This is a genomic window from Streptomyces sp. P9-2B-2, assembly GCF_030406865.1.
Taxonomy (GTDB): domain Bacteria; phylum Actinomycetota; class Actinomycetes; order Streptomycetales; family Streptomycetaceae; genus Streptomyces; species Streptomyces platensis.
In genome coordinates, this window is sequence record NZ_CP129126.1 from 1,016,882 (window position 1) to 1,029,627 (window position 12,746).

Sequence of the window (12,746 nt, forward strand, 5' to 3'; positions counted from 1 at the left end):
TGCCTCCTGTTGCTCAGCGCCCCTTCCCACTCTGCCAGCGACGGAGCGGGGCCGCACCAAGGGCGCGTCCCCCTGCGGCAGCGCAGTTGTGCCGGTCTTGATCAGGCTCGATGCTGTAGATACCGAACCGGGCTGGGCTGATGCCATGAACGCATGGAACGCGGCGGAGAGCGCCGACTTCCGTGGTCCCCTCGACGTCGCCAGGGCGGCCACCGCGGTGCTGGACGCCCAGGACCTGATCATCGGCTGGAGCCCGGCGGCCCAGCGGCTCCTCGGCTATCTGCCGGAGGAGATCGTCGGACAGCCCCTGGAGCAGCTGGTTCCGCCCGCGGTCAGGACCGGAGACGCACCCGAGGACGCGCTGAGCGGCGGCCGGGAGCTCACGGTGCGGCACCGGAACGGCCGATTGGTACGGATGGCGGCCGCGTTCTGCCCACTCGCCAAGGTCTCCGAAGGCCCCGGCCACCGGCCGGCCCGGGTGCTGGTGGTGGCCGAACTGGAGGCCCACCGGCTGTGGGAGTCCCGCCAGGCGATGCTGCACGGGCTGGCCACCCGGTCCCCGGTGGGCTTGGGCATCTACGACACCGACCTCCGGCTGACCTGGGCGAACAGCGCCTATATCCGGGAGGTCGGGCTGCCGCTGCGGGAGTTCCTCGGGGCCCGGGCCGATGAGCTGTATCCGGACGGCAAGTTCGTGACCGAGGGGTATCCGCGCACGCTCGACGCGGTGATGCACCATGTCATCGACACCGGCGAACCGTTCCTCGATCTGCACTTCGTCGGCCAGCAGCCCTCCGACCCGGGGCCCGATCACGTCTGGTCCTGCTCCTATTACCGGCTCCAGGACACCCACGGGCAGGTGCTCGGGGTGTGCGAGGACGCCTTCGACATCACCGGCCGCTACCAGGCGCAGCGCCGGCTGAACCTGCTGGTGGAGGCCGGCGCCCGGATCGGCACCACCCTCGATATGACCGTCACCGCCCGGGAGGTCAGCGAGGTGGCGGTGCCGGAGTTCGCGACCGCGGTCACCGTCGATCTGATGCAGTCCGTCCTCAACGGCGACGAGCCGGAACCGGCCGGCGGTGCGCTGCCCACGCTGGTGCGGGTCGCCACCCGCTCCGCCCATGAGGGGCCGGACAGCGCCCCGTACAGCCCGCACCGCGTCGAGTACCCGCCCGGCTCGCTCCAGTACCGCAGCCTCTCCTCGGGCGGAATGGTGCGCGAGGAGAACACCATCGTCGTGCCGCTGCGGGCCGGCGGCACCCCGATGGGACTGGTCACCTTCCGGCGCGGCGCCCCGATGACGCCCTTCGACAAAGGGGAGATCGAACTCGCCGACGAGCTGGTCACCCGGACGGCGGTGTGCCTGGACAACGCCCGCCGCTTCACCCGGGAACACACCGCCGCGCTGACCCTCCAGCGCGATCTGCTCCCCCAGCATCTGACGTCCCCGTCGGCGGTCGACCTGGCCTACCGCTATCTGCCCAGCGATGACCGGGCCGGGGTCGGCGGCGACTGGTTCGATGTCATCGGTCTCTCGGGTACCCGGGTCGGCCTGGTCGTCGGGGACGTGGTGGGCCACGGCCTCCAAGCGGCGGCGACCATGGGGCGGCTGCGGACGACCGTACGCGCCCTGGCCCGGCTGGACCTGGCTCCCGACGAGCTGCTGAGCCGGCTGGACGACCTGGTGGAACAGACCGCCGAGGAGCAGGCGGCCACGGTCGGCACGGATCTCGGCACGGACGATGTGGCGACCGGTGTGACCTGCCTCTACGCGGTGTACGACCCGGTGTCGCGGTGGTGCACCATGGCGCGGGCCGGGCATCTGCCGCCGGCCGTCGTCGACCCGGAGGGCGGTGTCTCCTTCCCGGATCTGCCGGCGGGCCCGCCCCTGGGCCTGGGGGGCCTGCCGTTCGAGTCCCTGGAGCTGGAACTGCCGGTCGGCAGTCTGCTGGCCCTGTTCACGAACGGGCTGGTCGAGGCCCGGGACCGGGACGTGGACGAGGGGCTGCGGATCCTCGGCGGGGTGCTGGGCGCGCACCGCCGCCCGCTGGACGAGCTGTGTGACCACGCGCTGGCCGAGCTGCTGCCGGACGGTCCGGCCGCCGATGACTCGGCGCTGCTGCTGGTGCGCACCCGCGAGCTGGATACCCGGCAGGTGGCGGCCTGGGAGCTGCCCGCGGAGCCGGCCGCGGTGGCCAAGGCCCGTGAGCTGGCCACCGCGCAGCTGCGGGAGTGGGGCCTCGCGGAGCTGTCCTACGCGACCGAGCTCGTGGTCAGCGAGCTGTTCACCAATGCCGTACGGCATGCCGCGGGGCCGCTGCATCTGCGGCTGCTGCGCGACCGGACCCTGCTGACCGAGGTGTCCGACACCGCCCATACCTCGCCCCACCTCCGGCACAGCGCCAGCGACGACGAGGGCGGGCGGGGGCTCTTCATCGTCGCGCAGCTGGTGCCGCGCTGGGGTACCCGCTACACGCCGTACGGCAAGACGATCTGGACGGAGCAGGTGTTTCCGCCGCACTATTCCGGGGCTCCGCGGGCGGCCCGGTGACCGGCCGCGGGCGCGGTGACCGGGGCCGGCCCGGCGCACATCGTGCGGGTGTTCGGAGCGGGTCCCATGATGGAACCAAGCGAGGTCCCGGCGACTCGGCGGGCGCGGACAGAGGAGGACCCTGTGACGACCAATGGCAGGGAGCAGGCGGCCGAGCGGCGGCCGACTCAGCTGTACACCGGTAGCGAGCGGCCCTATGACCCGGAGGACCTGGTGAAGGCGTCCGGGCGTGAACCCACCCCCGCGAGCCTGGAATGGGCCAGGCGTCTGATCGCTGAGGAGGGACCCGGCGCCATCGAGCGCTATCTGCCCTGAGCACCGCCGGCTGAGCAGCGAACGGGGCGCACGGAGGACGGCCCGTTCCGCGCGCGGTGTGCGAGGGCGCGCCCGCCGCGGACCGGGGCTGCGCGTCTGTACGGCTGCCGAGGTCTGCGCCGTAACGAGCCGCCCGGCGGGCGGAGTTGAGGGATGGTGCGGGGCGGTCCGTGCGGTGCGGTCGGGGTCCGGTGCGGTCGTGCGCGACGACCTGACGTCAGGGGGCCGACAGCCGCGACGCCGGGCGGTCCCTGCGCGGCCACGGCCGTCCGCCGCCCGCGACCGCCGTAAAACCCCTTGCGGCGCGCTGCGGCGCCCGGGAAGATCACGTGCGACCGCCGCCTCCCGGCACGCTCCGGAGGGCTTCAGGGGGCTCTCCCCCTCCACGGGCCGCCGGCTCTCCTCCGGCCCTGGCGCCCGAAGCGGCTCCCACGACCATGACGCCTCTCAGCGCCCCGCCCCAAACCGGCCGAGCCCGCCCGGGCACTCGCCGCGGAAAGGACCCCTCCGTGACCACCGAACGCCTCTCCCCGCCCATGCGCGGCGGCGAGCGGGAGACCCTGCGCTCCTTTCTCGACTTCCACCGGGCCACGCTCGCCATGAAGACCGAGGGCCTGTCCGACGAGGACCTCAGGCGTCAGTCGAGCCCGCCCTCCACGCTCTCCCTGCTCGGGCTGGTGCGGCACATGGCCGAGGTGGAACGCACCTGGTTCCGCCGGGTGATCAACGGCGAGGACATCCCGCTCGTCTGGTCGGCCGAGGGCGATTTCCAGGCGGCGTACGACGCGAGCGGGGCCGACGGCGCGGAGGCGTTCGACGCCTGGCAGACGGAGGTGGCGCACGCCCGCCGCATCGAGCAGGCAGCCGCCTCGCTCGACGTCACGGGCTACCAGCCCCGCTGGGACGAGCATGTCTCGCTGCGTCTGGTGATGCTGCACCTGATCCATGAGTACGCCCGCCACAACGGCCACGCCGACTTCCTCCGCGAGGCCATCGACGGCACCGTCGGCGCCTGAGCCGACCACACCGGCTCCCACCCGGCCGGTGCCGGGTGGGAGCCGGTGACGGCCGTCGCCGCATCCGCCGGACGCGGCCCCTCAGCCGAGTTCGAGACTGGTGACGCCGAAGGTGCGCTCCTGCTCCGCCGCAGGCACCGTGCCGGTGTACATCCGCACGGTGTGCGACCGCGGGGTCAGACCGCGGGAGGTGACCAGGGTGTGCGCGGCGAGCCGGGGGCCGGGGACGTCGAGGAAGATCTCGTCGGCCGGGCCGGCGGACGCCGCGAGGGCGTCGAAGAGCGCTTCGGCGGCCGCGGTGGTGTCGGCGAAGAGCGGGCCGATGCGGTACCCCGTACGGGCCGGGCGGAGCACGCCGTAGCCCGCGATCGCGCCGTCGCACAGAAAGACGCGGGCGGTGTGGCCGGGAGCTGTCAGCCAGCGGGTGACGAAGGCACGGCGGTCGGCGGGGAAGCAGCGCCGGTCGTAGTCGGCGACGGCGTCGAGATGCGCCCGGGTGACGGGGACGACGTCCGGCGTGGGGGTGTCGGGTCCGAGGGGGCGTCCGGCGTAGCGGACGGTCTCGTAGGCGGGGGCGAATCCGGCGCGCCGGTAGGTGTCCTGCTGGGCGGGGACCGCGTCGAGACCCACGGTCCGGGCACCGGCGTGCGGGAAGGCGGCCCGCCAGGTGGCGAGGCCCAGGCCCTGTCCGCGGTGGTCGGGGTGGACGAGGTAGTAGCCCAGGAAGGCGTAGGCGTCCGAGTAGTTGACGACCGAGACCGCGGAGACGGTCCGTCCGGCGCGGCGTCCGAGGAAGAAACCGGCGGGGTCGGTGGGATGGAAGCAGGCGGTGTCACCGCGTCCGGGGTTCCACTCCTCGTCGGCGGCCCATTGGGCCACCTCGTGCCAGTCGTCCAACGAGGCGTTGCCGATGGCGAGTTCGCCGGTGACGGGCTGGGGATCCGGAGCGTTGCCGAGAGTGGGCATGCCGGGTGGTCGTCCCTTCTGGTGGGGTCAGGGGGCGAGTGAACGGGAAGCGTGTGGCGCCGGTACCGGGTGGTGGGCGGGGCGGGCCCGCCGGAGCAACTCCTCCGGAGGGCCCGGACCCGTCCTCCTAGGCCGTACGGCGTCAGATCAGGTCCATGGCGGCGACCTCGTCGGGGCGGCCGTAGCTGACCGGCCCCTGGAAGCGCTGCCGGGCGGTGGCGAACCACCACACGGTGGCGATGATCAGCACCACTGCCAGCGCGATCGGCGCGTAGTTGAACGAGGCGGGGGTGATGGGGTACGCCTGCGGCAGCATGAACAGCACATTGCTGATCAGGATCCAGGTCACCGCGATCGCCGCGACGGGCTTGCCGTAGCGCCCGAGGTTCCACGGCCCGGCCTGGAAGTCGTTGAGCCGCAGCCGCAGGAAGATGGGCACGGCGTAAGCGAGGAACAGCCCGACGACATTGACGCTCACCACCGCGGTGAAGGCGGTGTGCGACCACCAGCCGGGCAGCACCAGCACCAGGGGACAGGCCGCGGCGAGCCAGACGGCCTTGACGGGGGTACGGGTGCGCGCGGAGACCGAATGCCACCAACGGGAGCCGGGCATCGCACCGTCCCGGGAGAAGGCAAAGATCTGCCGGGTATTGCTGGTCATGTTGGCAAGGCCGCAGAACAGCATGGCGCCGATAACGATCAACAGCAGGAACTTGGCGGTGCTTTGGCCGAGCGCGTCGACGAGAATCTGCACCGGCGGCGCCTCGGCACTCGCCGCATGCCCGTAGTCACGGATCGCATACACCAGCGCCAGCATGAGGATCAGTCCGGTGATCGCGGAGCAGCTGATCGCCCGCATGATGCCCTTGGGCGCGTTGACCGTTGCCTTCACGGTTTCTTCGGACATGTGGAAACTGCCGTCGAAACCGGTGAAGGTCCAGCTGGTGACGAGCAGACCCAGCATTCCGCCGTAAATCGCTTGCGTGAAGCCGGTGTTGTTGACGAAGTGCAGCGCGAACGAGGGCGACTGGTGGTGGTCGGGTATCAGCGTCAGCGCTCCGACGATCACCACCATGCCGATCAGCAGCCACCACACGGAAATCCGGTTCACCACCGCGACCAGGCGCACCGTATACGTGTTGGCCAGCGCCTGGAGGAGAAGGATGGCCGCGGTGATGCCGACCGTCTGCTGCGGTGTCGCCTCGTAGGACGGCCACTGCATGGTGATGAACGCCTGGATGAAGGTGGCGGCGGCGAAGTTGGTGGCGGCGGTGCCGCCGACCTGCCCGACGAAGTTCAGCCAGCCCGTGTACCAGGACCAGGCGCCCTGGTGGCGCTTGGCCAGCTTGCCGGCCGAGAAGTACAGCGCGCCGCTGGTCGGGTAGGCGGAGGCGATCTCGCCCATCGCGGCGCCGACGAACAGCACCATGATCGATACGCCGATCCAGCCGAAGATCAGGACCCGCGGGCCGCCGGCGTTCATCCCGAACCCGAAGGAGGAGAAGATGCCGGAAATAATGTTGATGATGGTGAAAGAAATGGCGAAGTTGTCGAACGCGCGGAATCTGCGGGTGAGTTTCCGCGGGTAGCCCATGGCATGCAGCGTGGCATCGTCGTCAAGGGTGACGGAGTCTGCCGTGTGGGGGTTTTGCGAGCGAGCTGGAGACATACGCTCGGACACAACCGAAACCTTTCTGGGGGGAAACGGGGGTGTGAATGGATCGGGCTGAATTGTTCGAACGGGTGGTGCGGAACGGGGCGCCCATTACGGCAAAGAACTCACACCACAACCTGCGCACCGGTGAATCAGCCGCCGTGCGGAACGGGGAGCCCGCACGAGCGCCTGGCTTTCGTCAATTGCTCCTCGGGATCACCGAATGCACTCCAGGGCATACGTGAGGCATAGGGCCCCATGGCGGTGAAGACTTCCCGCGCCTCGAATTCATGTTTCGCCATGAACAGCGCATGTGCCAGATACGCCAGATCCAGCACCGGGGTGAAGCGGTAATCGGCCACCCGTGGGAACCACTGGTGGTAGATGCTCAACGCCGCGCTGATCCACTGGGGTTGCTCCCATGCGTGGTCCGCGAGCAGCGCGGACGGGTTGTAGTCCTCGACCAGGGCCACCAGCGGCAGCAGCCGCAGCGGTGAGGCGGCCGGGGCCCGCTGGCTCAGGAACGCGGCCACGTCCCAGCTCGCGCTGGACGAACCGCCGTAGCGGGTGAAGAAGAACGACAGAAAGCGGTGGTGCGCCTCACGATGCCAGGGGTCGAGCCGGAGGATGTGCGCGAAGAGGTACCACGGCCCGGCCGGTGCGGTCAGCAGTCCCTGCGGGGCGGGGTCCTGGGGACGGTCGAGGCGTGTCAGCGCCAGCTGGGCCACCCATGGAGTGGGGTCGTCGGGGAGCAGCTTGGCGGCCCGCTCGCACGCCGACTGCGCTATCCGCGCCAGGGCGCCCTGCCGCCGGTCACCGGCGTCGGCGTCGGCCATCCGCAGGGCCCGGAGCATCGCCACCCGGGCCCAGAGCAGCGCCGCATCCGGTCCCGGCTCTTCGGCCAGCCAGCGCTCGGCCAGGTCCGAATCGGCCGCCACGGACGCCAGTACCAGCGAACGGTGGGCCCGCACCTCGAAATCCTCCCGGGCTTCCCGGAGAACCTCGTGTGCGCTCAAGTACCGCCCGGCCCGAACATCCATACACGCGCGCGCCAGGGCCCGGTCATCGGCCGCTGGACTCCACACGTACTGCCCCTCGAAAGAGCCGGCCGCCATGGTCCCCTCCCGGTCACGAAGGCGTCTTCCCCCACACGGCATTCCAGCTGCGCCGAATTCAGCTGGGCCCCTGCCACCGGTCAAGTGACAGCGGCCACACCCTACTCATCCTCAACTCATTGCGAAAACAAGCCGCCTGGAATATCTGGTTCCGCACCTTTTAGTCTCGATGAGATTGAAAAAGAAACAACTTCTCGGCCGACCCTTCAGAAGCCCTCCACTTTGCCGGTCCGTTCGTCACAGGCCATTTATTTGGCATATTCACAGGTTTACAAGTCCTCCACAAGTGCGCATCGTCGCCGATTACCCCTCCGTATCCCCGACTTCCATGGCTGCACGCACACGCGAGCCGGAGGGGGTGGCGGCGGCCGCGACGCCCCGGAGGGCGAGCCCTCGGCCGGTCCCACCCACACCCCCGCAGGGACCGTCCACTTGTTGAACGGAGCAGCACCCCCGACCCCAACCCGCCGGGCCGTCAACCGCGTTGGGACCGCGCATCACAAATTCGGCTCAAGAGCAACCGAATTAGCGGATGCTACTTTCCGGAAGCGCGCGATCACATGTAGCGTTCATCCGGACCGGAGGCCGTGACTTCACACCACGTCATGGCTGGCTACGGGCATGGGCGCGAGCGTTCTTGCGGCGCGAACGGAGCGATCGACCCCGATGGGCGGACCTGCACCACAAGTGCCTGGGTCGCCACCCGCCGCACACCGGACCGCGCCGTGCACACTGCGGCAGCACCTCAGCGCCCCTGCACGTCGAGCAACGCCATGTCTGTCCGTACACGCCTGCTTTGCAAGAGGAATGGGCCCAGATCATGTTAATGAACTCCTCGACGACCCCGCTTGCGTTGCGACCGGACGCCGACTTCGGCCGGCCGCCCACAGCCGGGCCCGGCGAAGGGCCACCCCTGGCGGTCGACCGGCTTCCTGACGGCAAGTGGCAATTGACCCTGCACGACCTGGAACCCGTATCGGTGCACCGGCTGCCGTCGGACGAGGTCCACATCATCCTGGCGCCCCCGCGCACGGAACCGGCCGGGGAACCACCGGCCGGCCCGCCGCGTCCGGAGCCGGTCCGGATCGACACCGCGGCCCGGACCGTCTTTGTCAGGGGCCGCCAACTCGATCTGCCACGCCTGGAATTCGACCTGCTGGCCCATCTCGTGCTGCATCCCCGGCGCGCCTTCACCCGGGAGCAGCTGATGGCCGCCGTCTGGCCCAGCTGCCAGTCCAGCAACCGCACCGTCGATGTCCACATCGCCCGCCTGCGCCGACGCCTGGGCCCCGGCCTGCGCGACTCCATCAGCACGGTGTTCGGGATCGGATACAAGTACCAGCCCGTCCCGTAGGCCGGTAACCGCGACGGACGCTCGCCCGGCAGCGGGCCGGTGACCGGCCCACATCGGTCGGTCACCGGCCCGCTGCCGCGCGTCCTCAGGTCGCGGCAGGTGCGGAGCCGAGGTGCGAGGGGGCCGCCGCCGCGGGTTCCTTGCGGACGAAGGCCCGGCGCAGGGCGTGATACGGCTGGTCCGGATCGAAGAAGATGCGGTGCATCTGCGCCAGTTCGAGCTCCCGATAGACGGCGAGCGGACGGTGGGCCTCGTCGCGTTCCCGGTCGGCCTTCTTCGCGGCGATACGGGCCTGCGTCGACGACGCCGAGGCCAGCCGGGCGGCGAGCCCCGCGGTCTGCGCGGCGAAGTCCTGCGCGGGGCAGTCGAGGATCCGGTCCACCAGGCCGAGCCGCGCTCCGGTCGCGGCGGTGATCGGCAGAGCGCGGCCGGTGAGCTGCCCGGCCACCTCGGGACCCGCCCGGCCCGGCAGGGTGTAGGTCCAGTATTCGGAGCCGTAGAGCCCCATCAGCCGGTAGTGGGGGTTGAGCACCACGGCCGCGCGGCACCACACCTCGTCGGCGGCGAGGGCCAGCATCGCCCCGCCGGCCGCGGCATTGCCGCCGAGCGCGGCGACCACCAGCCGGTCGGTGGTGGTCAGGACGGCGTGCACCAGATCGTCCATGGCGTTGATATTGGCCCAGGACTCCTCGGCGGGGTCGGCGGCGGCCTCGATGACCTGCAGATGGATGCCGTTGGAGAAGAAGTCCCGGCGGCCGCCGAGGACCAGCACGGAGGTCGGCCGGGCGCAGGCGTGGCGGTAGGCGGCGAGCAGCCGCCGGCAGTGGTCGGTGCTCATCGCACCGCCGGGGAAGGAGAACTCCAGGAAGCCGGTGGGGCCGTCCTCGCGGTAGCGGATGTCGGTCCAGGTCCGGAGGCCGTCGCCGGGGTCTTCGAGGGGGGCCGGGACCTCGGGGAGCGGCGGCAGGCGGTCGCCCAGCGCCAGGGTGGCGGGCAGTTTGAGGGTGCCGGGCTCCCCCGGCGTACGGGGCGGCCGCAGCTCCGGAATCCATACCGCGCCGTCGGCCGTCGCCCGGCAGATCGCGCCACATCGGGTGGCGAGCAGCTCGCCCGGCGGGCCGGTCAGGGTGTCCTCCGGGTGGCCACCGTGCAAATGCCAGGTGGCGCCGAGCAGTTCGTCCCGTACGCCGGGCCGGGAGTCGGCGGCGCGCAGCTTGCGTAGGACGGTGTCGGTGGGGTCGGAGCGCCAGTCGATCCGGCGCTGGTCCTGGCGGAACGGGGGCCGGGGGCGGCCGGGTTTCGCGGCGTCGGACAGCGCGGCCTGTGGTTGCGGGCGGTGGGTTCCGGACGCCACACGGGCGACGGCCGCCAGGACCGCCTCGACCGCGGCATCGGCGATCTCGTTGCGGTAGAGGTCGCTCTTGCCCACGCCGGGAACGGGGCAGCTCGCCGCGGCCCAGATGTCGCCGCCGTCCATCTCGTCGTTGGCCTGAAGCACCGTGACGCCCCACCGGTCCGCGCCCAGATGCACCGCCCAGTCCACGGAGGAGGGGCCCCGGTCACCGACCGGCCCGGGGTGCACGATCAGACAGGTGTGGGTGGACCACACCTCCCGGGGGATGGCCGTCTTGAGCATCGGCGCCACGATCAGCTCCGGCGCATGGCGGCGGACGACCTCGGGGAGCGGTGTGTCCCGTGTCACCAGCTCCACGCTCACCTGGTGTCCATGGTCACCGAGCTCGGCGTACACGCGCTGCGTCAGACTGTTGAACGCGCCGGCGATGAGCAGAATGCGCACAGCAGACTCCCCTGGAGCTGGGACCGATGGGCGGACGGCTGGATCGTCCCGCACCGGTGGCCGCCGGGCTCCGGAGCCGCGCTACGGGTCACCCGATCGACGGCCGCCGTGCGGCGCAATGCGGCGCCGGGACCACCGCGGCGCCGGCGCAGTGGCACGGCCGTCAGCTGACAGGTCATCAACTAGTTCGGTCAGTGATCATCTCGTCAGGATCCCGCCAAAGTTGGCGCACCAGTCACCCAACCGCCGCCCAGAACATTGCCTTTAATTGACATCCGCTTGGTCATACTTTTACTTTCATTGTGTGGCATCGGCGCAGGTCAGCGCCGTGTGCCCGTCGTCCGCCTTCCGCACTCTTTCTCGGAGGTTCCCATGGAGCAGCTCATCAAGAAGATGGCCCAGGACAACGTCTGGCAGAACTGGATCGCCGCCAACTCCGCTCAGCAGGCGGCGAAGAACGGCTGCATCAGCGCCGCCCCGAAGGCGGGCTGCATCAGCGCCGCGCCCAAGGCCGGCTGTATCTCCTGACCCTCGCGCCACCCAGAAGCCCGGGAGTGGTCCGGCGGCGGTGAGCAACCCTGCCGCCGCCCGCCCGCTCCCGGGCCTAGGGACTGTCTTCAAAGTCCCGTCGTTCGCCCGTAGGGCCAGGCAGACGGGAGTTTGAAGACAGTCCCTCGGCCCCGAATTCCCCGTGTGCACCGCATCCCGAGCAACGACGAGGATTTCCATGGATGGTCAGCCGACCGCCGAGGTCATCGAGCAGATCCGCGACATACCGATCTACCGTGAGTCGCTGGCGAAGGGCTACTTCCCCCTACTCGACAAGCCGGAGATCGCGCGCGGCTTTCCCGACAACTGGATGACGCCCCGGCTGGCCGCGGCGCTGGAGTCCGGAGAGGCGGAGTTCGTCCTCTCCACCGGCACCCACCACGCCCGGATGCAGATCATCCGGCCCCCGTATTTCCTGCTGCGCTCCTACTACCAGCTCTGGAGCGAGCACCCCGATATCGCCGAGACCTGGGAAGCCGGCTGCCGACGGGTTTCCCTGACCACGGTGCTGGCGACGGAACATGTGGCCCGGGTCAATGCCACCCGGCGCGGCACCACGCCGGATCCGGTCCCCTCCCTCGATGACCGCCGGCTCGACGAGCGCACCTGCTACGTCAATCTGCGGCTGGACCCGGCGCTGTGGGAGCGGGACGAGGTGGTGCGGATGCTCGCCGAGATCCAGGCCGCCCGGCAGGCGCATCCGCGCGGCTGGTACCACCTCGACTGCTCCGGCTATCACCTGGCGCATCTGGTGCGAAAGGTCGGCGAATGGGGGCTGTGGGACGACTTCCCGCCGCCCGCGAGCATCATCCACGCCTACGAATACACCCCGGAGAACGTCCGGCGCTTTCTGCACCAGCACTTCGACTGCCCGGTCATCGACCTCTTCGGCAGCACCGAACTCGGATACCTCTACTACAGCGACCGCCGCGGCACCTACTGGCCGCACCTCGACAAGATGAGCGTCGAGCTCCAGCCGGTCGCCACCGGAAGCACCATCCACCAGCTCATCGTGTCGAGCGTGCGCAATCCCTATATGCCGCTGATCCGCTACCGCTCCGGCGACTGCGTACGGACCCTGGACGGTTCGCCCGATCCGGGAAAGATCGCCCAATTCTGCGGCCGGGAAAAGGAATTGCTCAGCACTCCGCACGGGCCGGTCGCCCAGGGCGACCTCGACCGGTGCATCGGTGAGACGTCCCCGGACATCTTCCTGTACCAGTTGCAGCTGACCGGCGATGCCGAAGCGCAGCTGGTGTACACGACCTTCCACGGCGCGCCCGTCGAACTCCCGCAGGCCTCGGCCCTGGAACAGGGCGTCGGCGAACTGACCGGGCGGCGCTGCCGGCTCGCCCACCGCACGCACCTCCCCATCGGGAAGTCAGGAAAGTACGCCTGGCTCACCACCGGCAGCTGACCCACCGG

Annotated in this window: 10 protein-coding genes; 6 read left to right on the top strand and 4 right to left on the bottom strand. The window is 70.4% G+C overall.

Translation table 11 applies throughout. From position 1 onward, the window contains the following. The first annotated feature begins 145 nt into the window (after positions 1 to 145). The 3 genes from QT196_RS04540 (at position 146) to QT196_RS04550 (ending at position 3,885) form a co-directional block, all read left to right on the top strand. Positions 146 to 2,554 (top strand): SpoIIE family protein phosphatase, encoded by a 2,409-nt coding sequence (locus tag QT196_RS04540; protein WP_290354383.1) that lies wholly within the window; start codon positions 146 to 148, stop codon positions 2,552 to 2,554. A gap of 123 nt (positions 2,555 to 2,677) precedes the next feature. After that, a complete protein-coding gene (locus QT196_RS04545; protein ID WP_085923640.1) occupies positions 2,678 to 2,869 on the top strand; it encodes a hypothetical protein in 192 nt (63 codons plus the stop codon). Between the two features lie 509 nt (positions 2,870 to 3,378). Further along, positions 3,379 to 3,885, top strand: a complete 507-nt coding sequence (locus QT196_RS04550) for a DinB family protein (protein ID WP_168477739.1) — start codon at positions 3,379 to 3,381, stop codon at positions 3,883 to 3,885. A gap of 81 nt (positions 3,886 to 3,966) precedes the next feature. Here QT196_RS04550 and QT196_RS04555 read toward each other — a convergent pair whose 3' ends face one another. The 3 genes from QT196_RS04555 to QT196_RS04565 all read right to left on the bottom strand — a co-directional run bounded on the left by QT196_RS04555 (position 3,967) and on the right by QT196_RS04565 (position 7,620). Then, complete coding sequence (locus QT196_RS04555) at positions 3,967 to 4,851, bottom strand: GNAT family N-acetyltransferase (protein WP_248001022.1); 885 nt, start codon at positions 4,849 to 4,851, stop codon at positions 3,967 to 3,969. Between the two features lie 142 nt (positions 4,852 to 4,993). Next, positions 4,994 to 6,445 (bottom strand): amino acid permease, encoded by a 1,452-nt coding sequence (locus QT196_RS04560; protein ID WP_168477740.1) that lies wholly within the window; start codon positions 6,443 to 6,445, stop codon positions 4,994 to 4,996. Positions 6,446 to 6,657: 212 nt separating this feature from the next. Beyond that, positions 6,658 to 7,620, bottom strand: a complete 963-nt coding sequence (locus tag QT196_RS04565) for a hypothetical protein (RefSeq protein ID WP_266734775.1) — start codon at positions 7,618 to 7,620, stop codon at positions 6,658 to 6,660. Between the two features lie 826 nt (positions 7,621 to 8,446). Between QT196_RS04565 and QT196_RS04570 the strand changes: the two genes are divergently transcribed. Then, complete coding sequence (locus QT196_RS04570) at positions 8,447 to 8,974, top strand: winged helix-turn-helix domain-containing protein (protein ID WP_248001023.1); 528 nt, start codon at positions 8,447 to 8,449, stop codon at positions 8,972 to 8,974. Between the two features lie 85 nt (positions 8,975 to 9,059). Here QT196_RS04570 and QT196_RS04575 read toward each other — a convergent pair whose 3' ends face one another. Then, on the bottom strand, positions 9,060 to 10,772 hold the full coding sequence (locus QT196_RS04575) for a hydrogenase maturation protein (RefSeq protein ID WP_168477742.1): 1,713 nt from the start codon (positions 10,770 to 10,772) through the stop codon (positions 9,060 to 9,062). Between the two features lie 372 nt (positions 10,773 to 11,144). Here QT196_RS04575 and QT196_RS04580 point away from each other — a divergent pair, with 372 nt between their 5' ends. Together QT196_RS04580 and QT196_RS04585 are read left to right on the top strand one after the other, a co-directional pair. Beyond that, the gene (locus QT196_RS04580; protein ID WP_167536049.1) at positions 11,145 to 11,300 is read left to right on the top strand and encodes a hypothetical protein; all 156 of its coding nucleotides are present in this window, start codon (positions 11,145 to 11,147) and stop codon (positions 11,298 to 11,300) included. Between the two features lie 199 nt (positions 11,301 to 11,499). After that, positions 11,500 to 12,738, top strand: coding sequence for a hypothetical protein (locus QT196_RS04585; RefSeq protein ID WP_168477744.1), 1,239 nt, complete (start codon positions 11,500 to 11,502; stop codon positions 12,736 to 12,738). Positions 12,739 to 12,746 lie beyond the last annotated feature (8 nt).

Coding starts and splice junctions, on each gene's coding strand:
- QT196_RS04540 (WP_290354383.1), top strand. CDS start 146: ATGAACGCATGGAACGCGGCGGAGAGCGCCGACTTCCGTGGTCCCCTC.
- QT196_RS04555 (WP_248001022.1), bottom strand. CDS start 4,851: ATGCCCACTCTCGGCAACGCTCCGGATCCCCAGCCCGTCACCGGCGAA.
- QT196_RS04560 (WP_168477740.1), bottom strand. CDS start 6,445: ATGGGCTACCCGCGGAAACTCACCCGCAGATTCCGCGCGTTCGACAAC.
- QT196_RS04565 (WP_266734775.1), bottom strand. CDS start 7,620: ATGGCGGCCGGCTCTTTCGAGGGGCAGTACGTGTGGAGTCCAGCGGCC.
- QT196_RS04570 (WP_248001023.1), top strand. CDS start 8,447: ATGAACTCCTCGACGACCCCGCTTGCGTTGCGACCGGACGCCGACTTC.
- QT196_RS04580 (WP_167536049.1), top strand. CDS start 11,145: ATGGAGCAGCTCATCAAGAAGATGGCCCAGGACAACGTCTGGCAGAAC.
- QT196_RS04585 (WP_168477744.1), top strand. CDS start 11,500: ATGGATGGTCAGCCGACCGCCGAGGTCATCGAGCAGATCCGCGACATA.